Source organism: Streptomyces sp. NBC_01669, from assembly GCF_026339735.1.
In the GTDB taxonomy this organism is placed as follows: domain Bacteria; phylum Actinomycetota; class Actinomycetes; order Streptomycetales; family Streptomycetaceae; genus Streptomyces; species Streptomyces yanii.
Window position 1 is genome coordinate 3,472,101 of sequence record NZ_JAPEQG010000001.1, and the last position, 21,956, is coordinate 3,494,056.

The 21,956-nt window shown below is 68.4% G+C and carries 17 protein-coding genes; 6 read left to right on the plus strand and 11 right to left on the minus strand.

Annotated elements, in window-relative coordinates; all coding sequences use genetic code 11:
* Positions 1-164: 164 nt before the first annotated feature.
* From OG972_RS15220 to OG972_RS15250, 7 genes are all read right to left on the minus strand, one after another.
* The gene (locus tag OG972_RS15220) at positions 165-1,307 is read right to left on the minus strand and encodes an ABC transporter ATP-binding protein (protein WP_266981889.1); all 1,143 of its coding nucleotides are present in this window, start codon (positions 1,305-1,307) and stop codon (positions 165-167) included.
* On the minus strand, positions 1,300-2,358 hold the full coding sequence (locus OG972_RS15225; RefSeq protein ID WP_266981891.1) for an ABC transporter ATP-binding protein: 1,059 nt from the start codon (positions 2,356-2,358) through the stop codon (positions 1,300-1,302). The genes OG972_RS15220 and OG972_RS15225 overlap by 8 nt, the downstream gene beginning before the upstream one ends.
* 11 nt (positions 2,359-2,369) lie before the next feature.
* The gene (locus OG972_RS15230) at positions 2,370-3,314 is read right to left on the minus strand and encodes an ABC transporter permease (RefSeq protein WP_266981893.1); all 945 of its coding nucleotides are present in this window, start codon (positions 3,312-3,314) and stop codon (positions 2,370-2,372) included.
* Complete coding sequence (locus tag OG972_RS15235; RefSeq protein ID WP_266981895.1) at positions 3,307-4,239, minus strand: ABC transporter permease; 933 nt, start codon at positions 4,237-4,239, stop codon at positions 3,307-3,309. Before OG972_RS15235 ends, OG972_RS15230 begins: the two co-directional genes overlap by 8 nt.
* A 167-nt stretch (positions 4,240-4,406) precedes the next feature.
* Positions 4,407-6,050, minus strand: coding sequence for an ABC transporter substrate-binding protein (locus OG972_RS15240; protein WP_266981897.1), 1,644 nt, complete (start codon positions 6,048-6,050; stop codon positions 4,407-4,409).
* Between the two features lie 406 nt (positions 6,051-6,456).
* The gene (gene typA, locus OG972_RS15245) at positions 6,457-8,328 is read right to left on the minus strand and encodes a translational GTPase TypA (RefSeq protein WP_266981899.1); all 1,872 of its coding nucleotides are present in this window, start codon (positions 8,326-8,328) and stop codon (positions 6,457-6,459) included.
* 696 nt (positions 8,329-9,024) lie between these two features.
* Entirely contained in the window at positions 9,025-11,379 is a 2,355-nt protein-coding gene (locus OG972_RS15250) for an ABC transporter family substrate-binding protein (protein WP_266981901.1), read from the minus strand.
* A gap of 284 nt (positions 11,380-11,663) precedes the next feature.
* Between OG972_RS15250 and OG972_RS15255 the strand changes: the two genes are divergently transcribed.
* From OG972_RS15255 to OG972_RS15270, 4 genes are all read left to right on the plus strand, one after another.
* On the plus strand, positions 11,664-11,912 hold the full coding sequence (locus OG972_RS15255) for a hypothetical protein (RefSeq protein ID WP_266981903.1): 249 nt from the start codon (positions 11,664-11,666) through the stop codon (positions 11,910-11,912).
* Between the two features lie 96 nt (positions 11,913-12,008).
* Positions 12,009-12,791: a hypothetical protein gene (locus tag OG972_RS15260; protein ID WP_266990493.1), complete on the plus strand. Its 783-nt coding sequence runs from the start codon at positions 12,009-12,011 to the stop codon at positions 12,789-12,791.
* Positions 12,792-14,750 carry a fumarate reductase/succinate dehydrogenase flavoprotein subunit gene (locus OG972_RS15265; RefSeq protein ID WP_266981905.1) on the plus strand — a complete coding sequence of 653 codons (1,959 nt, stop codon included), beginning with the start codon at positions 12,792-12,794 and terminating at the stop codon, positions 14,748-14,750. It abuts the gene before it with no gap.
* Positions 14,747-15,520, plus strand: coding sequence for a succinate dehydrogenase/fumarate reductase iron-sulfur subunit (locus tag OG972_RS15270; protein WP_266981906.1), 774 nt, complete (start codon positions 14,747-14,749; stop codon positions 15,518-15,520). The genes OG972_RS15265 and OG972_RS15270 overlap by 4 nt, the downstream gene beginning before the upstream one ends.
* Before the next feature lie 6 nt (positions 15,521-15,526).
* Here the strand turns inward: OG972_RS15270 and OG972_RS15275 are convergent, their stop codons facing one another.
* The 3 genes from OG972_RS15275 to OG972_RS15285 form a co-directional block, all read right to left on the minus strand.
* Positions 15,527-16,078: an isochorismatase family protein gene (locus OG972_RS15275; protein ID WP_266981908.1), complete on the minus strand. Its 552-nt coding sequence runs from the start codon at positions 16,076-16,078 to the stop codon at positions 15,527-15,529.
* 35 nt (positions 16,079-16,113) lie between these two features.
* A complete protein-coding gene (locus OG972_RS15280) occupies positions 16,114-17,469 on the minus strand; it encodes an MFS transporter (protein ID WP_266990495.1) in 1,356 nt (451 codons plus the stop codon).
* A 131-nt stretch (positions 17,470-17,600) separates the two neighbouring features.
* Positions 17,601-18,062: a MarR family winged helix-turn-helix transcriptional regulator gene (locus tag OG972_RS15285; protein ID WP_266981910.1), complete on the minus strand. Its 462-nt coding sequence runs from the start codon at positions 18,060-18,062 to the stop codon at positions 17,601-17,603.
* A 157-nt stretch (positions 18,063-18,219) separates the two neighbouring features.
* On the opposite strand from OG972_RS15285, the gene OG972_RS15290 reads away from it, so the two are divergent.
* Positions 18,220-19,290 carry a LacI family DNA-binding transcriptional regulator gene (locus OG972_RS15290; protein ID WP_266981912.1) on the plus strand — a complete coding sequence of 357 codons (1,071 nt, stop codon included), beginning with the start codon at positions 18,220-18,222 and terminating at the stop codon, positions 19,288-19,290.
* A gap of 92 nt (positions 19,291-19,382) precedes the next feature.
* On the opposite strand, the gene OG972_RS15295 is transcribed toward OG972_RS15290, so the two are convergent.
* On the minus strand, positions 19,383-20,474 hold the full coding sequence (locus OG972_RS15295) for an acetylxylan esterase (protein WP_266981914.1): 1,092 nt from the start codon (positions 20,472-20,474) through the stop codon (positions 19,383-19,385).
* A gap of 235 nt (positions 20,475-20,709) precedes the next feature.
* Here OG972_RS15295 and OG972_RS15300 point away from each other — a divergent pair, with 235 nt between their 5' ends.
* Entirely contained in the window at positions 20,710-21,954 is a 1,245-nt protein-coding gene (locus OG972_RS15300) for a sugar ABC transporter substrate-binding protein (RefSeq protein ID WP_266981916.1), read from the plus strand.
* Positions 21,955-21,956: the final 2 nt, after the last annotated feature.

Consider the following 21,956-nt stretch of genomic DNA (forward strand, 5'->3'; position numbering starts at 1 on the left):
AACGGGCGGCAGTCCGACCGTCCGGAGGAAGCAACCACTCGGTCGGCGTCCGGCACCTGGACATACGCCTGCCGGGACCGCCCGGAGTGACTGCGCGGGCACACGACAGGGCGCCCGGAACCGTGTTCCGGGCGCCCTGTCGATGTATGCCTGTCGAGGCAGGATCACGCCGCGCCGACGACGTCCTTCTCCTCGGCGAAGTGGCAGGCCGACTCATGCGCGGCCGGGGTGTCCGAGGACTTGAAGCGCTCGGGGATCGCCAGCAGCGGCATCTCCGTCGCGCACTTGTCCTCGGCCTTCCAGCAGCGGGTGCGGAAGCGGCAGCCCGACGGCGGGTTCGCCGGCGACGGGACGTCACCGCTGAGGATGATCCGCTCGCGGCGCTCGCGGGCATCCGGGTCCGGAACCGGGACCGCCGACAGCAGCGCCTGGGTGTAGGGGTGCGTCGGGTGGTCGTAGATCTGCGTGTCCGTACCGATCTCGGCCATCTTGCCGAGGTACATGACGCCGACCCGGTCGGAGATGTGCCGGACGATCGACAGGTCGTGCGCGATGAAGATGTAGGAGAGGTTGAACTCGTCCTGGAGCTTCTCCATCAGGTTGATGACCTGCGCCTGCACCGACACGTCGAGCGCGGAGACCGGCTCGTCGCAGATGATGATCTCCGGGTTGAGCGCGAGGCCGCGGGCGATGCCGATGCGCTGGCGCTGGCCGCCGGAGAACTGGTGCGGGTACCGGTTGATGTACTCCGGGTTGAGACCCACGACGTCCAGCAGGTCCTGGACCTTCCGGCGCCGGTCCCCCTTCGGAGCCACCTCGGGGTGGATCTCGAAGGTCTCCCCGATGATGTCGCCGACCGTCATGCGGGGGTTCAGCGAGGTGTACGGGTCCTGGAACACCATCTGGATGTTGCGGCGCACGGCCTTCAGCGCACGGCCGGACAGCTTGGTGATGTCCTGGCCCTTGTAGAAGACCTCGCCCGCGGTGGCCCGCTCCAGCGTCATCAGGAGCTTGGCGACGGTGGACTTACCACAGCCGGACTCGCCCACGATGCCGAGCGTCTCGCCCTGGTACAGGTCGAACGAGATGCCGTCCACGGCCTTGACCGCACCGACCTGCTTCTTGAACAGGATGCCCTGGGTCAGCGGAAAGTGCTTGACCAGGTTGCGGACCTGGAGGATCGGTTCGCCCTGCGCCACCGGCGCCTCGATGGCGGCGACCGCCTCCGCCTCGGTGGCGGCGTCGACCGTCTCCACTTCGGTGACGTTCGGGGTGGCGTCCACGGGCTCCTTGTCGATGTCAGCCATGGATCGTCTCCTTCCAGAAGTGGCAGGCGCTGCCGCGGCCGACCAGCTCGGTGCCGTCCTGCTCGGTCACCGGGCTCAGGGCCGGGATGTCCGTACGGCAGATGTCCTGCGCCATCGTGCAGCGCGGGTTGAAGGCACAACCCGTGGGCACGCGGAGCAGGTTGGGCGGCAGACCCTTGATCGCGAAGAGCTCCTGGCCCTTCTGGTCCAGGCGCGGGATCGACTCCAGCAGACCCTTGGTGTAGGGGTGCGCCGGGCGCTTGTAGATCTCGTGGACCGGGGCGGTCTCGACGATCCGGCCCGCGTACATCACGGCGATCTTGTCCGCGACGTCCGCGACGACACCGAGGTCGTGCGTGATCAGGATCAGACCCATGTTGTACTCGCGCTGAAGCTCCGCGAGGAGGTCCATCACCTGGGCCTGGACGGTCACGTCGAGCGCGGTGGTCGGCTCGTCCGCGATGATCAGGTCCGGCTCCAGGGCCAGCGCCATAGCGATCATGATGCGCTGGCGCATACCGCCGGAGAACTGGTGCGGGTAGTCCGAGACCCGGGCCGCGGCGGCCGGGATCTTGACCTGGTCCATCAGGTCGATGGCCTTGGCCTTCGCGTCCTTCTTGGACAGGCCCTGGTGGACCCGGAACATCTCGCCGAGCTGGTAGCCGACGGTGAGCACCGGGTTCAGCGAGGAGAGCGCGTCCTGGAAGATCATCGCGATCTTCTGGCCACGGATCTGGCGGCGCTCCTCGTAGGACATCTTCAGCATGTCCTGGCCGCGGAAGAAGATCTCGCCCTGCGGGATCTTGCCCGGCGGCATGTCGAGGATGCCCATGATGGCCTGCGCCGTCACGGACTTGCCGGAGCCGGACTCGCCGAGCACGGCGAGGGTCTCTCCGGCGTTCACGCTGTAGTTGACGCCGTTGACGGCCTTGGCCACACCGTCGCGGGTGTGGAACTCCACGTGCAGGTCGCGGACTTCGAGCAGCGGGCCGACGTGGTCGTCACCCGAGCGTGCGGACGGGACTTCGGCGGTCTTGTCGATGGTGGTCACGTTCGCCCTCCTTATCGCGACTTCGGATCGAGGGCGTTGCGGACGGCTTCGCCGAGCATGATGAACGCCAGAACGGTGATGCTGAGCATGATCGACGGGTACAGCAGCACGTGCTGCGCGACGCGGATCTGGCTGAGGCCACCGGAGATGTCGATGCCCCACGAGATCGTCGGGTCGGCGAGCCCGAGACCCAGGTAGGACAGGGTCGCCTCGGCCGAGATGTAGACACCCAGCGAGATGGTCGCGACGACGATCACCGGGGCCATGGCGTTCGGCAGGATGTGCCTGAACAGGATCCGGGACGTGCCCGCTCCCAGAGCCCTGGCCGCCTGGACGTAGTCCGCCTGCTTGATGGTGATCACGGCACCGCGCATGACACGCGCGATCTGGGTCCAGCCGAGGAACGCGAGGGCAAGGATGACGACCCAGACGGTGCGGTCGGCGAACGCCTGCAGGACCACCATGGAGCCGAGCAGGAAGGGCAGTCCGAGGAAGATGTTGGTGAACCCGGACAGAAGCGCGTCGACCTTGCCGCCGAAGTATCCGCCCAGCATGCCGATCAGGCCGCCGAACACGGTCACCAGCGTGGTGACGGAGATACCGACGATCACCGAGGCCCGGGTGCCGTAGATGGTACGCGCGTAGACACTGCGGCCCTGAAGGTCGTAACCCAGCCACTCGGGCGAACCGACCTTGCTGAGCTCGGGCTTGCTCAGGAAGTGGTGCACCAGGTCGCCCTTGGTCGGCGAGGCACCGGTGAACAGGCCCGGGAACGCCGTCATCACGAGCAGGATCACGATGAGGACGGACGAGATGATGAAGTACCAGTTGGAGCGCAGATCGATCCATGCGTCGCCCCAGAGGCTGCGGGCCTTCTCGGCCTTCACGGCCACCGGCTCCGCGGCTGCGGTCTTCGGGTCTTCGGTCGCGGGTGCGGTCTTGATCGCGTCAGGCATAACGGATCCTCGGGTCCAGGACCGCGTACAGCAGGTCGACGATGAGGCTCATGAAGAGGTAGACGAGCACCAGGATGGTGACCAGACCGACCATGGTGGTGCCCTCGCGTCGGACGATCGACTCCATGATGGTGCCGCCGATGCCCTTCACGTTGAACAGACCCTCGGTCACGACCGCGCCGCCCATCAGGGCACCCAGGTCGGTGCCGAGGAAGGTGATGACGGGGATCAGCGAGTTGCGCATCAGGTGCACACCGATGATGCGGCGCTTGGGAAGTCCCTTGGCCACGGCGGTGCGCATGTAGTCCGAGCGCAGGTTCTCGGCCATCGTCGTACGCGTCAGTCGCGCCACGTAGGCGAGGGAGAGCGACCCGAGCACGATGGCCGGTGCCATCAGTTCGCTCCACGTCGCCTCGTTCGAGACGTTCGGCGCGATCCAGTTGAGCTGGAACGCGAACACCGACTTGATGATGAAGCCGAGAACGAAGACCGGGATCGAGATGATCAACAGGGTGAAGACCAGGACCACGTTGTCCGCGAGGCGGCCGGCGCGCAGCCCGGCGACCATGCCGAGGCCGATGCCGAGCACGATCTCGATGAGGAACGCCATGGCGGCCAGTCGCAGGGTGACGGGGAACGCGTCACCGAGTACGTCCGTGACCGGGCGACCGCTGGCTATCTGAGTGCCGAAATCGCCATGCAGGACAATGCCCGACATGTAATTCCAGTACTGCTGCAGGATCGGTTGGTCCAGCCCCAGTTGGTGCCGCATGGCGGCCAGGGTGGCGGGGTCTGCACCCTTGTCCCCGAAGAGTCCCCGCACGGGGTCGCCGGGCAGGGTGTAGACCATCAGGAAGATCAGCAGAGTTGTCCCGATGAACACCGGGATCATCTGGAGCAGTCGTCGTGCGACATAGCGCCCCATCGTGCCTCCATGTAAATAGGCAAGCGGCAGCCGACGGGCCCTCCCTCGTCATCGATCCCCCGTAGGGTCATCGATGTCGTGGGAGGGCCCCCCGGCCACGGCGTGCAGGATGGTGTGGGACCGATGTCAGTGTCGGTCCCGCACCGGCCCGCGGACTACGTCGTCGGTTACTTCTTGACCTGAACTTCAGTCAGGATCGGGTCGCCGTCCTGGGCGTACTGAACGTTCTGGACCTTCTCCGAGTAGCCGGCGTTGACCTTGTAGTACCAGAGCGGGATGGTCGGCATGTAGTTGACCAGTTGCTTCTCGATCTCCTGGTAACCCTTGACCGACTCATCGAGCGTGGCGGCGGAGTCCGCGGCCTTGATCTTGGCGTCGATGTCCTTGTTCGAGAAACGGCCGTTGTTGCCGGCCGCACCCGTACGGAACAGGTCGCTGATGAAGTTCGCGTTCACCGGGTAGTCGAGCACCCAGCCACTGCGGTAGAACGACTTGACCTGCTTGGCGTCGCGGGCGTTCAGGTCGGCCTGGAAGTCGGCCTTCGCGTCGCCGGCGCACGCGACGCCGGTCGCCTGGGTGATGCTGTTGCAGACAGCCTCGACCCATTCCTTGTGGCCGCCGTCGGAGTTGAACTGGATGTAGATCTTGTTACCGGGAACACCGCCGCCCTCCTTGATGAGAGCCTTGGCCTTCGTCGGGTTGTACGTGGTGACGTCACCCGCGGCGTTCGGCTGGTAGCCGAGAACGCCCTTGGCGACCCAGCCCGTGGCCGGCTCGCGGGTGCCCTGGAGCACCGTCTTGGTGATGGTGGCGCGGTCGATCGCCATCGACAGGCCCTGGAGGACCTTCGGGTCGGTGTTCTTCCACTGCTTGGTGTACATGGCGACACCGAGCGTCTGGATGGCGGAGTACGCCTTGTCCACCGCGCGGTCACCGAGGTCGGCCCGGTAGACCGGGAGGTCCTTCGGCGCGAGCTGGCGCAGCACGTCGACGTTGCCGGACTTCAGGTCCTCGTAGGCGGTCTCGAGGGTGGTGTAGTTCTTGAAGATCACACCACCGTTCTTCGCCTTGTCGGGGCCCTGGTAGTCGTCGTAGCGGACGACCTTGATCTGCTTCTTGTGGTCCCAGCTGACGAACTTGTACGCGCCGTTGCCGACCGGCTTCTCACCGGCGGCCTTCGGGTCCGCGTAGAAGGACTCGGGCAGCGGCGAAAAGACCGTGTAGCCGAGCTTGTACGAGAAGTACGGCAGCGGGCTGTTGAGCTCGATGGTGAAGGTGCTGTCGTCGACGACCTTCAGACCCGACATGGCGTCGGCCTTGGGCTTGGCCTTCTCGTCGTCGGGGTGGACGTCGGCGAAGCCCTTGATGTCTCCGAACCAGGACGCGTTGGTCTGGGCGTTCTTGATGTTCGCGGCCCAGTTCCACGCCTTGACGTAGGACTCGGCGGTGACCGGCGTTCCGTCGTGGAACTTCCAGCCCTTCTTGAGCTTGACCGTCCAGAGCTTGCTGTCCTTGGTGTCGACAGACTCCGCGTTGACCATCACGAGCTTGCCGGACGGGTCGTAGTCGACCAGCTGCGAGAAGATCGCGTCGGTGACGATGCTGCCGTTCGACTCCATCGTGTTCGCCGGCTGCAGCGGGTTCTGCGGCTCACCGGTCTCGACGGAGAAGATGCCGTTGGCATTGACAGCACCCTTGCCGCTGTCACCCCCCTTGCCCTTACCGCTGTCGCCGCCGCCACCACAGGCGGTCGCAGCCAGGGCGATGATGGCCGCTCCCGCGACCCACTTGGCGCTCTTGGCACCACGCATGGGTTTCCTCCTCATGAGTCCACTTTTGACTGCAAGAAAGGCACTGGCGTGATACACCGACACCCCTGACGGTGATCGTTTCAGTGCCTCGAGTGTGCTCGTGAGTCGGCACTCCCCACAGTGCGTGACCCATTGACCCGAGCTCAATGGAGCCAACTATTAAGTACGCCCGGGCTGTAAACCACACTTAAAGGGTCTCGGTTTGACAACATCGACTAGGCCGGGTTGACCGAAATCCGGACAAAGCGATCCCAGACAGACACCCGCGAAACGGACCGTTAACACATGTTCCGGAGAGCGACGCCCGATATCCGGACACCCCGGGCAGGAAATCGAGTTGACGAAAAGCCCGGGCCCCCACAGTGTCTGTGGGGGCCCGGGCCCGGTGTCAATGGGTCGTACGAGGTCAGCGCTTGGCGCGCGACGCGGCGCGGCCGCGCTCCTTCTGGTCAAGGACGACCTTGCGGATACGCACGGTCTCCGGGGTCACCTCGATGCACTCGTCCTCGCGGCAGAACTCCAGGGACTGCTCCAGCGACAGCTTCCGGGCCGGCACCACGTTCTCCGTGGTGTCCGCGGAGGCGGCACGCATGTTGGTGAGCTTCTTCTCCTTGGTGATGTTCACGTCCATGTCGTCGGCGCGGGAGTTCTCGCCGACGATCATGCCCTCGTAGACCTCGGTGCCGGCCTCGGTGAAGATGACACCGCGCTCCTGCAGATTGACCATGGCGAACGGGGTCACCGAGCCCGCGCGGTCCGCGACGAGGGAGCCGTTGTGGCGGGTGCGCAGCTCGCCGAACCACGGCTCGTGGCCCTCGAAGATGGAGTGCGCGATGCCCGTACCGCGGGTCTGCGTCAGGAACTCCGTACGGAAGCCGATGAGGCCGCGGGACGGGACGATCCACTCCATGCGGACCCAGCCCGAACCGTGGTTCGTCATCGTCTCCATGCGGCCCTTGCGGGTCGCCATCAGCTGCGTGATGGCGCCGAGGTGCTCCTCGGGGGAGTCGATCGTCATGCGCTCGATCGGCTCGTGCGTCTTGCCGTCGACCTGCTTGGTGACGACCTCCGGCTTGCCGACCGTGAGCTCGAAGCCCTCACGGCGCATCTGCTCGACGAGGATGGCCAGCGCGAGCTCGCCGCGGCCCTGGACCTCCCAGGCGTCGGGGCGCTCGGTGTCCAGGACGCGGAGCGAGACGTTACCGATCAGCTCGCGGTCGAGGCGGTCCTTCACCTGGCGGGCGGTGACCTTGTGGCCCTTGCCGCCCTTGCCGACGAGCGGCGAGGTGTTCGTACCGATGGTCATGGAGATGGCCGGCTCGTCGACCGTGATCAGCGGCAGCGCGATCGGGTTCTCGGGGTCGGCCAGCGTCTCGCCGATCATGATGTCCGGGATACCGGCGATGGCGCAGATGTCGCCCGGGCCCGCCTTCTCGGCCGGCTTGCGGGTGAGCGCCTCGGTCATCAGCAGCTCGGTGATGCGGACGCTGGACATCGTGCCGTCACGCTTGATCCAGGTGACGGTCTGGCCCTTGCGCAGCTCACCCTGCTCGACGCGGCAGAGCGCGATACGACCGAGGAAGTTGTCGGCGTCCAGGTTGGTGACGTGGGCCTGCAGCGGCGCCTCGTCGTCGTACTCCGGAGCCGGGACGTGCGCCAGGATCGTGTTGAAGAACGGCTCCAGGTTCTCGCTGTCGGCCGGGACGGTGCCGTCCTCCGGCTTGGTCAGCGAGGCGACGCCGTCACGGGCGCAGGCGTAGACGATCGGGAACTCGATCTGCTCCTCGTCCGCGTCCAGGTCCAGGAACAGGTCGTACGTCTCGTCGACGACCTCGGCGATCCGCGAGTCCGGACGGTCCGTCTTGTTGATGCAGAGGATGACCGGCATCTTCGCGGCGAGCGCCTTGCGCAGCACGAAGCGGGTCTGCGGGAGCGGGCCCTCGGAAGCATCGACGAGCAGCACGACCGCGTCCACCATCGACAGACCGCGCTCGACCTCGCCGCCGAAGTCGGCGTGGCCGGGGGTGTCGATGATGTTGATCGTGATCGGGTCCCCGCCGTCCTTGGGGTGATACTTCACCGCCGTGTTCTTGGCGAGGATCGTGATGCCCTTCTCACGCTCCAGGTCGTTCGAGTCCATCATGCGTTCGTCGAGGTTCTCGGCGGCGTGCGCGGCGAAGGCGCCGGCCTGCCTCAGCATGGCGTCGACCAGCGTGGTCTTGCCGTGGTCGACGTGGGCGACGATGGCTACGTTACGGATGTCGTGGCGCGTGGGCATTGGGTGGCTTGCGCTTCTCTCGGATCGTGGGATCAGGCGTCTCAGTCGGTCTCAAGTCCTCGTACGCCCGCCGGGCGGACACGCCACGGCTACCCCCCATGGTACGGGGCTGGCGCCGTAGCGGCTTGCCGGGCAAGGGTTACCGGCCGCTCACGGACGGCGACCGACGCCGCCGACTGCTCGGGCCGCGGCCGGGCCGTTCGCGCCGAACGCCTCGTCACAGCCGACCACTCCGGTACCCGAAACGCTTCAGTTCGCCACATGTCCGACGGTCTGCTCGCCCTCCGCTCCCCCGCCGCGGAGAAGCGGAAATCGGCCTCGACCAGCCGGAGGGTGCTGTACGCCACATACCGGCCGTCCGGCCGCGCGGCCGCGGCCCCTGTCCGCCGCCTTCCGGGCCGGAGCCGTCGCCCCGCACGTCGATGCGGCGGCAGCCCACCGCCCTCGCGCTCCATGTTTCTGCCCCCGTGGTCGTGTCTTCCGGTGAATTTCACCGGCGGTTACGGACACGCTCCCGGCCGGGGGCCGCTCGCCGCGGCGGTTGAGCGACTTCGGAGGGGGAGGGGATGCGCAGTGGTGGGGGGTGTCCGCGCATTGATTGCCCGGGTCAACAGGTAGGCACGACCTTGCCCGCCGAGTGCCTCGGCGGGCAAGGGAATTGAGCCGGTTCTGAGCTTCCGCTGCGGCCCTGACCTGCTATTTCTTACGATTCGCGGGGGGTCCTGCCGCTTGCGGCTTCTTGAAACCGATGTCCTGGTAGTGCGGGACTCCGAGGCCGAAGGCGCCGACGTTCGCGAGCTTCTTGTCGGTGGCCACGAGCTGTGGACGCTGATACAGCGGAATCGATCCTGCAGCCGCCCAGATCCGGGCGTCCGCCTGCTTCATCAGGTCCTGGGCAACCCCCTCGTCGAGTTCGGAGACCGCCTGGTCGAAGAGCTGGTCGATGTGGTCCGTACCGACGCGGGTGTAGTTCTGCTCGACGAGCAGCGAACCGTCGGTGGCGGGGACCGGCTTGGCGAAGATCGGCCGGTCGTCGGTGGCCGGGTAGGCGGTGGCGGGCCAGGAGTACAGCGCCAGGTCGTAGTCGCCGGAGGCGACATGGTCCTTGAAGTAACTGGCGTCCGAGACCTTGATGATCTCGGTGCGGATGCCGACCGCGTCGAGCATGGCCGAAATCTTGTCCCCCACGGTCCGCAGCGACTCCGAGCCGGATCCGGACGGCAGGACGAAACGCAAGGTCAGCGACTTGCCGTCCTTGCCGAGGGGGCCACGGACGGGGTCGGCGGCCTTGGCCGGGGCCGCCGGAGCCGCAGTCCCGGCGGGGGCGTAGGCGCCTGCGACGCCGCCCGGCCCGCGTTCCTCGGCGGTGACCTTCTCCCGGGTGCCCTCGGCAGGGCTGGTACCGGTGTCGGCGACGGCGCGGGCGTCGGCGTACGCGTCCGAGAAGGTTCCGGCCTGGCGCAGCAGCGCGGCGCTCTGGACGGCGGCGGCCGGAGCGGGGGCGAGGACGCGTCCGAATCCTTCGTCGTCACCCGGCTTGTTGTCACTGCCGGTCTTCGCGGTCTTCTCGTCCTTCGCCGCCTTCTCGTCCTTCGCGGCCTTGTCCGCCTTCTCCTCAGCTGTCTTGCCCTTCGTCTTCTCGCCCTCACTGCCCGCCTTGGAACCGTCGGGCTTCTTCGCCGCGCCGTCCCGGGTCCAGCCGGCGTCCGCCAGCAGCGCCTGCACCGCCTTCGTGTCCTGGTCGCCGAGCGCGCCACTGCTGTCGTGGTAGCCGCGCTGTCCGGCCACTGCCAGGTGACTGCCGAGCGGGGCGGCGGGCAGGCCGAGCGGACTCAGTACGGCGTCGGCGATCTCCTGGCGGTTCAGGGCCCGGGCGACCGCGCGGCGCACCCGGTTGTCGGCCAGTGGCCCGGACTCGCCGTTCAGCGCGAGCTGGGTGTAGGCGGGCTCCAGCGACTTGCGGAGAACATAGGCGCGCAGCCCGTCCTGCTCGGAGGCGTACACCTCGGCGGCTGCCCTGGTCTTCTCCCTGGCCGCCCGGGCGACCGCCGCCGCGTTCTCGTCCGAGCCGTGCGCCACGGCCCAGGAGCGCATCGCGGCAGCCGGGCCGGCCTCCCAGCCGGGGCCGTGGGTGAGCGGCTGCCCGTTTCCTCCCTTGTCCCGTCCCGCCGCCACGATCCGGTGCGCCGCCGCCGCGTCGACATCGGCGACATCGACCTTGCCCTCGACCAGCGCCGCGGTGCGGTCCTTCGGCTTGACCGCACGGAAGACGATCGAGTCGAGTTTCGCCTGGCCACCCCACCAGCGCGGGTTGCGAACCAGGGTGATGGTGCCCTTCCCCTGGTCCACGCTGCGCAGCTGAAAGGGACCCGCGGTGGCCTTGAGCGTGGTCCGCGCTCCGTCGTTGAAGGCATCCGGGGAGCTGGTCACCTCCTTGGGGTACAGCGGGGAGAACAGGGAGCGCCAGTCCCCGTACGGCTTGGCGAAGGTGACCCGGACCTCCAGGTCGTTGGCGCCGCGCTCGATCCGTTCGATCCGCTCGTAGCCGGCGTTGCGGGCGGTCCAGAACGCCGAGTCCTTGCCGCTGAGCGCCCGCCACTGGGCGACGAAGTCGGAGGGTTCGATATCCCGGCCGTCGCTCCAGACCGCCTGCTGGTTGAGCCGGTAGAGCACGACCTGCTTGGGCTCGCGCTCGACGACCTTTGCGGATTTCAGGTAGTCCGTGTTCATCCGCGGGGTGCCCTTGGCGTCGAGCGGGAACAGCGTCGGCAGCAGCGCCCCGGTGATGCGTGTGGTGGTGGCGTCGGCGTCCGCCTGGAAGGCGTTGAAGGTCGCGGGCATCGCGTCGATCGCCCAGTTGACCGTGCCACCCTCGGCGACCTGGCCCCGGCCCGCGGGTGCCACGTCCTGCGGAACGGCGATGGCGGCGGTGGCGTCCTCGTCCGAACTGCCGCACCCGGCGAGCGCGGGGATCGCGAGCACACCCGCGACAAGGAGCGCGAGCGGGCGGCGCTTTCGGACTGTCCCGCGCGGGACGCCGACGTGGGACATGGCTGATACCTCCGGGGCCGGCCCGGCCCACCCGTACTCGAATGGACCAGATTATGCGTGTTTGGTGGCATTGGCTGTTGATCACACTAGTTCCGCTCATCCAATGAAGGCGCCCACGCGCGCGAGACGGGGCAGACACGACGCACAGCCCGCGAACCTCACCCGGGCGGCGGAGCACCGGGCAAAGACGGGGCGGCCCGCTCCCTTCCCAAAGGGGATGTGACGCGCGACACTCGCATGCGCATGAGCATTGCCACCCGCGACCGCGGAGGTGAGAGCAAGTCATGTCACTGAAGGACGAGTTGACTGCTGTTCAGCACTGCCTCGACGACCTGGTCCGCACCGTCGGACGGCTGGAGCGGAGCCTTGCGCAGCTGCGCGCGGCCGACACCGGCCCGCAGCCACCCGGACCCGCCGCCGGCACCGATCCCGTCGACGGCGTCATCACGATCACCGAGGCGCCGTACGACGCCAGCCTGTGGACGGACTCGGACGACGAGGGTCTGGGCGTCCGCGGCAGGCACGCCCCCTAGGAGAGTTCCTTGGCCACCGGCACAGAACCAGGTACGGAACCATCTCGACGCAAGGACCCCGCGCGGCGCGGCGCATCCACCCCCCGGCCGTCCGGCGTGCACGACGCCTCGCGGGCTGCCATCGCCGCCCGCCATCTGCGGACCGACCGCTGGTGGCTGGCGCCCGCGGTCACCGCGGGCGGGCTCCTCGCCTTCATCGTCTACTCGACCTGGCGGGCCTTCTCGAACGCCGACTACTACGCCGCCCCCTATGTGTCGCCGTTCTACTCGCCCTGTCTGGCGGAGAACTGCGCCCCCATGCGGCACGGCCCGAACTGGGAAATCCTCGGCAGCTGGTGGGGCCTCTCACCTGCCCTGCTGATCCTGATCTTCCCGCTCGGCTTCCGGCTGACCTGCTACTACTACCGGAAGGCCTACTACCGGGGCTTCTGGGCCTCACCCCCGGCCTGCGCGGTCGCCGAGCCGCACACGACGTACACCGGCGAGACCCGCTTCCCGCTGATCATGCAGAACGTCCACCGGTACTTCTTCTACGCCGCGGTGCCGGTCGCGGGGATCCTCACGTACGACACCGTGCTCTCCTTCCGCGACGAGCACTACGCCTGGGGCCACATGGGCCTCGGCTCCCTGATCTTCCTCATCAACATCACGCTGATCTGGGCGTACACCCTGTCCTGCCACTCCTGCCGGCACATCATCGGCGGCCGGCTGCGGCACTTCTCCAAGCACCCCGTGCGCTACCGGCTGTGGGGCTGGGTGGGCCGGCTGAACGCCCGGCACATGCTCCTCGCCTGGGCCTCCCTGATCAGCGTGGCGGTCGCCGACTTCTACGTGTATCTCGTGGCCTCCGGCGCCTTCGACGATCCGAGGTTTTTCTGAATGACTGAGCTCGAACGGCAGCAGTGGGACGTCGTCGTGGTCGGTGCCGGAGGCGCCGGGCTGCGCGCCGCCATCGAGGCGCGGGAGCGCGGGGCCCGTACCGCGGTCATCTGCAAATCGCTCTTCGGCAAGGCACACACGGTCATGGCGGAGGGCGGAATTGCCGCCTCCATGGGCAATGTGAACTCCGGGGACAACTGGCAGGTGCACTTCCGCGACACCATGCGCGGCGGGAAGTTCCTCAACCAGTGGCGGATGGCGGAGCTGCACGCCAAGGAGGCGCCGGACCGGGTCTGGGAGCTGGAGACCTGGGGGGCGCTCTTCGACCGGACGCCGGACGGAAAGATCTCGCAGCGCAATTTCGGCGGCCATGAGTACCCGCGGCTCGCACACGTCGGGGACCGTACCGGCCTCGAACTGATCCGCACCCTCCAGCAGAAGATCGTCCAGCTGCAGCAGGAGGACTACCGCGAGCACGGCGACTACGAAGCCCGGTTGAAGGTCTTCCAGGAGTGCACCGTCACGCGGGTGCTCAAGGACGGCGAGCGAAGCGAGAGGGGGGTCCCCCCCGGCCGAAGGCTCGGGGGGAGGGTCAGCGGGACCTTCTGCTACGAGCGGGAGTCCGGCCGCTTCTTCGTCCTCGAAGCCCCCGCGGTCGTCCTCGCCACCGGCGGCATCGGCAAGTCCTTCAAGGTCACGTCGAACTCCTGGGAGTACACCGGCGACGGCCACGCCCTGGCGCTGCTGGCGGGCGCCCCCCTGCTGAACATGGAGTTCGTACAGTTCCATCCGACCGGCATGGTCTGGCCCCCGTCGGTGAAGGGGATCCTCGTCACCGAGTCGGTGCGCGGCGACGGCGGGGTGCTGCGCAACTCCGAGGGCAAGCGGTTCATGTTCGATTACGTCCCCGATGTGTTCAAGGAGAAGTACGCGCAGTCGGAGGAGGAGGGCGACCGCTGGTACGAGGACCCGGACCACAACCGCCGCCCGCCCGAGCTGCTGCCGCGCGACGAGGTCGCCCGCGCCATCAACTCCGAGGTGAAGGCGGGCCGCGGCTCACCGCACGGTGGCGTCTTCCTGGACGTGTCCACCCGGATGCCGGCCGAGACGATCCGGCGGCGGCTGCCCTCGATGTACCACCAGTTCAAGGAGCTGGCGGATGTCGACATCACGGCGGAGGCGATGGAGGTCGGCCCGACCTGCCACTACGTGATGGGCGGGATCGCCGTCGACTCGGACACCGCGGCAACCGTCGCCGTGCCCGGTCTGTTCGCGGCGGGCGAGGTCGCCGGCGGTATGCACGGCTCCAACCGGCTCGGCGGCAACTCCCTGTCCGACCTGCTGGTCTTCGGCCGACGCGCCGGACTGCACGCCGCCGAGTACGCGAGCGGGATCGGTGACCGGCCGGTGGTGGACGAGGAACAGATCGACGCGGCGGCGGCGGAGGCACTGCGTCCGTTCAGCGCCGAGGAGCCTGATGCCGCCGGGGGGCCGGCGGAGAATCCGTACACCCTCCACCAGGAACTCCAGCAGACGATGAACGACCTGGTCGGCATCATCCGGCGGGCGCCCGAGATGGAACAGGCGCTGGAGAAGCTCGCCGAGCTGCGGATACGGGCGCGCCGCGCCGGGGTCGAGGGCCACCGCCAGTTCAACCCGGGCTGGCACCTCGCCCTGGACCTGCGGAACATGCTGCTGGTCAGCGAGTGCATCGCCCGCGCCGCGCTGGAACGCACGGAGAGCCGCGGCGGTCACACCCGCGAGGACTGTCCGACGATGGAGCGCTCCTGGCGGCCGGTCAATCTGCTCTGCCGGCCGTGCGACGACGGCGCCCTGCCGCTGGGCGGCCGGATCGAACTCGTACGGAAGACGACCGAACCCATCCGACCGGACCTGCTCTCCCTCTTCGACAAGGAGGAGCTGGTCAAGTACCTCGCCGAAGAGGAGCTGTACGAGTGAGCAGCTACGAAGCCCGGTTCAGGGTCTGGCGCGGCGACACCGACGGCGGTGACCTGCAGGACTTCTCGGTCGAGGTGAATGACGGCGAGGTCGTCCTCGACATCATCCACCGGATCCAGTCCGGTCAGGCGGGCGATCTGGCGGTGCGCTGGAACTGCAAGGCGGGCAAGTGCGGTTCGTGCAGCGCGGAGATCAACGGACGGCCGCGACTGATGTGCATGACCCGTATGTCGGTGTTCGACCGGGACGAGACGATCACCGTCACTCCGCTGCGGGCGTTCCCGGTGATCCGCGATCTGGTGACGGACGTGACCTTCAACTACACCAAGGCACGGGAGGTACCCGCCTTCGTACCGCCGCAAGGCGTGAAGGCGGGCGACTACCGGATGCAGCAGGTCGATGTGGAGCGTTCGCAGGAGTTCCGCAAATGCATCGAGTGCTTTCTCTGCCAGGACACCTGCCATGTGGTCCGCGACCACGAGGAGAACAAGGCGGCGTTCGCCGGACCACGCTTCCTGATGCGGGTCGCCGAGCTGGACATGCACCCCTTGGACGCCGCCTCCGAGTCGGGACTCGACCGGAAGGCGACGGCGCAGGAGGAACACGGGCTGGGCTACTGCAACATCACGAAATGCTGTACGGAGGTGTGCCCCGAGCACATCAAGATCACGGACAACGCGCTGATCCCGCTGAAGGAGCGGGCGGTGGACCGCAAGTACGACCCGCTGGTGTGGCTGGGGAACAGGATCCGGCGGCGGGAGGCTCCCTGATGCCGGTCAGCCGAGCAGCTTGACGATCGCCTCGGTGGTGTCCGTCTCGCCGAGCCTCGGGAAGATCTTCTCGATGCTGTTGGTGTGGGAGCCGCCGTCCATGTCGGTGACCGCGTCCGTGACGACGGTGACGTGGTAGCCGTGCTCGTGTGCGGCCCGCGCGGTGGACTCGACGCCGATGCTCGTCGCGACTCCCGTCACCACGACCTGGGTGACGCCGCGGCGGCGCAGCTGAAGGTCGAGATCGGTGCCGTAGAAGGCGCCCCACTGCTGCTTGGTGACCACGACGTCGCCCTCGCGCGGGCCGAGTTCGGGGACGATCTCGGCCCAGTCGGCGGCGGGCTGCCCGGCGCGCCGGGGGCCCTCGGTACGGCCGGGGGCGCCGCCGGTGACACGGACCAGGACGACGGGGAGGCCCTTGGCGCGGAAGGCATCGGCGAGGGTCGCGGAGTTGGCGACGATGTCGGCCGCCGGGTGGGCGGTGGGCAGGCCGACAATGCCCTTCTGGAGATCGACGACGACCAGGGCGGTCTTCGCGTCCAGGGTGGTGGCGGTCATGGTGGAGCTCCTTGCTCGGTTCTTTTCGGTGGGGGTCAGTTACGGGTGCGCAGTGCGCGGTCGGTGACGGTCAGCACGATCAGCAGCAGGCCGAGTACGGCCGAGACCACTGCCACCAGGTGGAGTCCGCGGTCGCTCGCCGACTGCCCGTAGGCGAGGGCGATCAGGCTGGACGCGGTGATGGCCCCTATGTACTGGGCGGTGCGCTGGAGTCCGGCGGCGGAGCCGATGCTCTCCGGTGGTGCGTGCGTCTGGACGGCGGCCTGGTTGCTCGTACCGATCAGCCCCTGCGGTATGCCGAAGCAGGCTCCGGCGAGCAGCAGTACGGCGAGCGGGGTGGAGCCGGAGAGGAACACCAGCATCGCGGCGCCGACGGTCAGCAGGACGCAGGCCAGTGTGAGCGGGCCGCGGATGCCCTTCGTGCGGGCTCCGAGCAGCGAACAGACCAGTGCGGCGACCGACATCGGCAGCATCAGCAGTCCGGTGTGCCCGGAGGAGTAGCCGCGTACCTCCTCCAACCACTGCGTGTATCCGTACATCACGCAGTAGATCAGCAGATAACTCAGCCCGTGCCGCAGATACGTGCGGGCGAGCGCGGCGTTTCCCGCCAGCATCCTCAGATCGATGAAGGGCTGCGGGCGGCGCAGCTGCCACCACGCCAGGGCCGCGGTCAGCACGGTGAAGGGGCCGAGCAGCCACCACACCGGGTGGGCGAGATCGAGCAGGAAGAAGACCAGCACGGTCAGCGCGGTGGAGAAGAGGCCGATGCCCAGCGGATCCAGGTCGAGGCGGGGCGCACGGCCGTCCGCGGCGCGTGTGCCCGGCGGATCCGCCGGGATCCAGAGCAGCGCGGCGCCCAGCGCGATCAGGGCGACGGGCACATTGACGGCGAAGATGCCGCGCCAGCCGACCACCATGACGAGCAGCCCGCCGAGCGTCGGCCCGACGGCGGCGCTGCCGAGCGCGGCGAAGGAGAGCCGGGCCAGGACGGGGCGCGGGGTCGCGCGGCCGACCCGGGCGGACTCGTCGCGCAGGACTGCCATGGCGGCCGGGTAGGCGGCCGACGTACCGATGCCGAGCAGCAGCCGGGACGCGATCAGCCAGCCGAAACTCGGCGCCAACGCCCCGACCAGGCCGGATGCCATGACGACGACCAGACCGGCGAGGAAGACGCGGCGCGGGCCGAGGGCGTCGGCGAGCTTGCCGAGAACGGGCTGGGCCACGGCGCTGGCGAGGTACAGGACCGAGATGAGCCACGCGGTGTCGGCGGCACCGATGCCGAAGTGATGCCCGATCGCCACCAGGGCGGTGGAGATCATGGTGGTGTTGAGCGGGTTGAGCACGGAGCCGAGAAGCAGCGGGGCGGTGAGGCGGGCGCTGAAGCCAGGGATGGTGGCGTCCGGGCCGGGGGCTGCTGCGGCGGCCGGGCCGGACGTGGGTGCGGTGGCGGCGGCCGGGCCGGAGATCGCTTCCGGTGCCGGCCGGTCGCCGACCGCCCATAGTGGTATCGGTTCGCGGGCGGTCACTTCTCGACCAGGCGGTCGAGGAGGGCCGTGGCCTCGGCGACGGTGCGGCGCTCGTCGCCGTCGAGTCCGGCCGCAATCGCTTCGGCCAGCCAGTTGTGCTTGGCGGCCCGGACGGCGCCGAGCGTGGTGCGGCCGGTGTTGGTGATGGACACGACCGACTTGCGGCCGTCGGCGGGATCGGGGGCCCGCTCGACGAGCCCCTGGCTCTCCAGCGCACCGAGGGTCAGCCGCATGGACTGGGGCCGTACGTACTCCGCGCGGGCCAGCCCGGCCGTGGTGTCCGGACCTTCCCGGTCCAGCCGCGCCAGCACCGAGCGCTGGGTGGGGGTGAGCAGGCTGTCCGACGAACTGGTGCGCAGCCGCCGCAGCAGCCGGTTGACGACGGAGTCAAGCTGCGTCGCCACCTGCTCGGCGGTCGGCTCGAGGGGTGCGTCTTCGGACGATGTCGGTTCCCGCATATCTCCAAAGTAAAAGATGCACAGGCTATCTTGCAAGGTTACCTGTCTATTTTCGCAGCGTCGCTCGAGACCTTGCTCGTGCACGACCCCGCGATCTAGGGTGAATGCGCTTTCAGAAGAAATATCGGTACGGAAGAAGAAGCGGACGGTCGGTCGGGTGAGCGCCCCAACGGTGTACGACGTCGCCGAGCGGTCGGGGGTCTCGATCGCGACGGTCTCGCGGGTCTACCGCAACCCGGATTCCGTCCGTGCCCAGACCCGCGAACGGGTCCTCGAAGCGGCCCGCGAGCTCGGTTACGTACCCAGCGGGAACGCCCGCGGACTGGCCAGCCGGACGACCGGCGTGCTCGGACTCTGCTTCCCCGACTACGCCGACCCGGACGCCGAGGCCGACGCGGAGGCGGACAGTGACGCCGACGACGCGGTGATGCTCTACTCCGACCAGATCATCCGCGGCATGGAACGGGCGGCGCGGCGGCACGGATACGCCCTGCTGATCGCAGCATCGCTGGAGGGCGGGCCCGAGAGCCTCGTCGCGAAGGTCGCGGGCCGGGTCGACGGCTTCGCCGTGCTGGCGCAGACCGTGCCGACCGAGGACCTCGAAGTGATATCGCGCCGGCTGCCGGTGGTGATGCTCGCAGGGCCGCGCGAGATCGACCATCTCGACCACATCGTCGTCGCGAACGCGGACGGCGAACGCGAACTGGCCCGCCACCTGATCGAGGACCACGGGCTGCGCAGGCTCGCCTTCATCGGGGGCGAGGTGGAGTCCCCGGACGCGGAGGCACGGTTCCGCGGCTTCCAGCAGGCCTGCCGGGACGCCGGGCTCCCGGTGCCGGACGCACCGGACCTGCGGGCCGAGATGATGACGCAGGCCGAGGGCGCCCGGACGGCAGAGGCACTGCTGGACCGGAACGCGGGCCTCAGCGACTCCGAACGCCCGCAGGCGATGCTGTTCGCCAATGACCAGATGGCGGTGGGCGCATTGCGCGCACTGGAGCGGCGGGGGGTGCGGGTGCCCGAGGACATCGCCGTGACCGGGTTCGACGGGATCCCGCTGAGCCGGATCGTACGACCGCCACTGACGACCGTGCGGCAACCGATCCGCCAGCTGGGCGAGCAGGCGGTCGAACTGCTGGTGCAGCGCCTGAGCGACCGGGAACGCCCCCCGGTCTCCCTCATGCTCCCGGTCTCGCTGGCCCGCCGGGCCAGCTGCGGCTGCGGCTGACGGACGCCGGAAGTCACCCACGACAGGGCGCATCCCAGCGTCTCGGGCGCCTGCGGACAACCCGGCAGTCGGCTGATCCCAGTCCCCCGGGATCAGCCCGAAGGAACCGGTCCGTCCGGCACCCGAGGGCGGCGCGTGAGGACGACCCGCCGGCCGGACGGCGCCGGCCCCGATCCGCCTGACGGCGGGGCCTGGACCAGGTACGTACCGAAGAACCGCCGCCGGTTCTCCCGCAGTTCCGCCGCCTCCGCGGCGAGCCCCTCGTGCTCGAAGTGCCCCGCGCTCAGCACCTGCAGTTCCCGCGGCCCGGTGAGCGCATTGTGTACGGCGAACTGACCGGGCGGCGGCACCGCCGGATCGAACAGCGCGGCCGCCACCAGCGTCGGCAACTCCACCCGCGCGGCTGCCGTCGCCGCGTCGAAGTACCGCAGCACATCGGCGACTTCGGGGTGCTCCCGGCGGTACGCGCGCACCGATTCACCACTGCCGACACACGGCAGCGTGATGCGCAGCGGGTGGTTCCCGAACGTCGGCACCGTCAGCTGAGCGGCCCCGAACCGGTCGTCCCACGGCAGGGCCAGCGCGCCGAGTCCACCGCCGAAGCTCTCCCCGAGGTAGCCCAGGCGAGGAGCCCCCTCCCCGCCCTCGGGAGCCAGCTCCGGGACGAGCTCGTGCAGCGCCGAGGCCGCGCACCACAGGTCGGCCACGCAGTCGCCGATGACATACGTGTCGCGCGACTCGATGCCGTGCAGGACATGCGCGTCTGCCACGTCGGGAATGCCCGGCTGCAGGCCGCGGCTGCCCATGCCGCGCACACAGGGCAGGATCGCGGCGGACCGGGGCAGCGGCAGCGGCAGATCGGGCCCGGGTTCCTGCCGGCCGCCGTAGCCATGGCCGATCACGAATCCGTGCTCCGCCGACCCCTCGGCGGGCAGTGCGAGCCAGCCGCCGATCCGGGCCCCTCCCACGGAGGTGTACGTCACACCGTGGATCCGGAGCCCGTCGCGCTCCCCCTCCAACGGGCCGATCCGCGGCTCCGTGGCGACCTTGCGGGCCTCGTCGTGGCGCGCTCGCCAGAAGGCTGCGAAGTCGCCCGGGGCGGCGGGCGGCGGGACACGCAGGAGCTCATCGAGCGAGCGCCCGTAGGACGGATCGAACGGGAAGTCATGCGTGAACGAAGCCATGATCGCGACGGTATCGCCTCATCGCCTCCGGTCCAGACCACTTACCGAATCGGTCACATCGGTTTCATATTCGCAAACACCCCGTTTACGGTTCCAAAGTCGAACATTCAGATGTCCGACACGTTGCACGAGTGTGACCTAGCACCCTCTTGCGCATCCCCGAACAGGTGCCGCAGAGTGATGTATGCGCTTACAGGCAGCGCATACATTCGGATTGCTCAAGGAGGAGCCCTCCATGTCCCGCACCGTCAGAACCGCCTCGGTCGGCATAGCAGTCGCTCTCGCATTCGGCATCACCGCGTGCGGCAGTTCCGGTGGCGACGACGTCGCCGCGGACAAGAAGCAGACGATCACCGTCTGGGCCATGGGGGCCGAGGGCGAGAAGCTCGTGGATGTGGCGAAGGTCTACGAGAAGTCCCACCCGAACATCACCGTCAAGGTGACCCCGGTCGGCTGGGACGTCGCCCACCAGAAGCTGGTCTCCGCGGCCGCCGCCGGCACCATGCCGGACGTTGCGCAGATGGGCGGCAGCTACATGGGCGAGTTCTCCGAGCTGGGCGTCCTGGAGCCGGTGGACACCAAGACCTTCGACAAGAAGGACTTCTTCGCCTCCGGCTGGAACCAGGGCGAGGTGGACGGCACCGCGTACGGCGTGCCGTGGTACGTCGACACCCGCGTCCTCTACTACCGCACCGACCTGGCCGAGAAGGCCGGCATCGACAAGGCCCCGACCAACTGGAAGGAGATGCAGGACCTCGCGACCGCCTACCAGAAGAAGGCCGGTACCAAGTGGGGCCTGTCCATCCAGCCCAGTGGCCTGGACACGGTGCAGAACTTCTACTCCTTCCTGTACTCGGCCGGCGGCGAGATCGTCAACGACAAGGGCGAAGCCGTCATCGACAGCCCTGAGGCCGTCAAGGCGCTGAAGGAGTACGGCTCGTACTTCGACAAGGGTCTCTCCAACAAGTCCGTGCAGCCCGGCTACGACGTCGTGAAGGACTTCGGCAACGGCCGCGTCCCCATGTTCTTCGGCGGCCCCTGGCACGTGACCCTGCTGGACGAGGGCCAGACGCAGATCAAGGGCAAGTGGGCGGTGGCCAACGTCCCTGCCGACAAGTCCTCCGTCTCCATGGCGGGCGGCTCCTCCCTGGTGATCTCCAAGGACAGTGAGCACAAGGCCGCTGCCACGGAGTTCATCAAGTACCTGACCGACACCAAGGGTCAGGCCGACTGGTACAAGCGCACCAAGGACCTGCCGGCCAACACCGCGGCCTGGACCTCCGGAGCGCTCGCCGACGACGCCAACCTCCAGGTCTTCAAGAAGCAGATGGACACTGCCAAGGCCTCTCCCTCGCTCGCCAAGTGGACCGAGATCACCGACAAGGTCGACCAGGCCATCGCGAAGGTCACCCAGGGCAAGGCTTCCGCCGAGGACGCGCTGAAGACGGCGCAGTCCGAGATCGAAGGCCTCGTGAAGTAGGA

Coding starts and splice junctions, on each gene's coding strand:
- OG972_RS15235 (WP_266981895.1), bottom strand. CDS start 4,239: ATGGGGCGCTATGTCGCACGACGACTGCTCCAGATGATCCCGGTGTTC.
- OG972_RS15300 (WP_266981916.1), top strand. CDS start 20,710: ATGTCCCGCACCGTCAGAACCGCCTCGGTCGGCATAGCAGTCGCTCTC.
- OG972_RS15285 (WP_266981910.1), bottom strand. CDS start 18,062: ATGCGGGAACCGACATCGTCCGAAGACGCACCCCTCGAGCCGACCGCC.
- OG972_RS15250 (WP_266981901.1), bottom strand. CDS start 11,379: ATGTCCCACGTCGGCGTCCCGCGCGGGACAGTCCGAAAGCGCCGCCCG.
- typA (WP_266981899.1), bottom strand. CDS start 8,328: ATGCCCACGCGCCACGACATCCGTAACGTAGCCATCGTCGCCCACGTC.
- OG972_RS15220 (WP_266981889.1), bottom strand. CDS start 1,307: ATGGCTGACATCGACAAGGAGCCCGTGGACGCCACCCCGAACGTCACC.
- OG972_RS15240 (WP_266981897.1), bottom strand. CDS start 6,050: ATGCGTGGTGCCAAGAGCGCCAAGTGGGTCGCGGGAGCGGCCATCATC.
- OG972_RS15265 (WP_266981905.1), top strand. CDS start 12,792: ATGACTGAGCTCGAACGGCAGCAGTGGGACGTCGTCGTGGTCGGTGCC.
- OG972_RS15255 (WP_266981903.1), top strand. CDS start 11,664: ATGTCACTGAAGGACGAGTTGACTGCTGTTCAGCACTGCCTCGACGAC.
- OG972_RS15230 (WP_266981893.1), bottom strand. CDS start 3,314: ATGCCTGACGCGATCAAGACCGCACCCGCGACCGAAGACCCGAAGACC.
- OG972_RS15295 (WP_266981914.1), bottom strand. CDS start 20,474: ATGGCTTCGTTCACGCATGACTTCCCGTTCGATCCGTCCTACGGGCGC.
- OG972_RS15275 (WP_266981908.1), bottom strand. CDS start 16,078: ATGACCGCCACCACCCTGGACGCGAAGACCGCCCTGGTCGTCGTCGAT.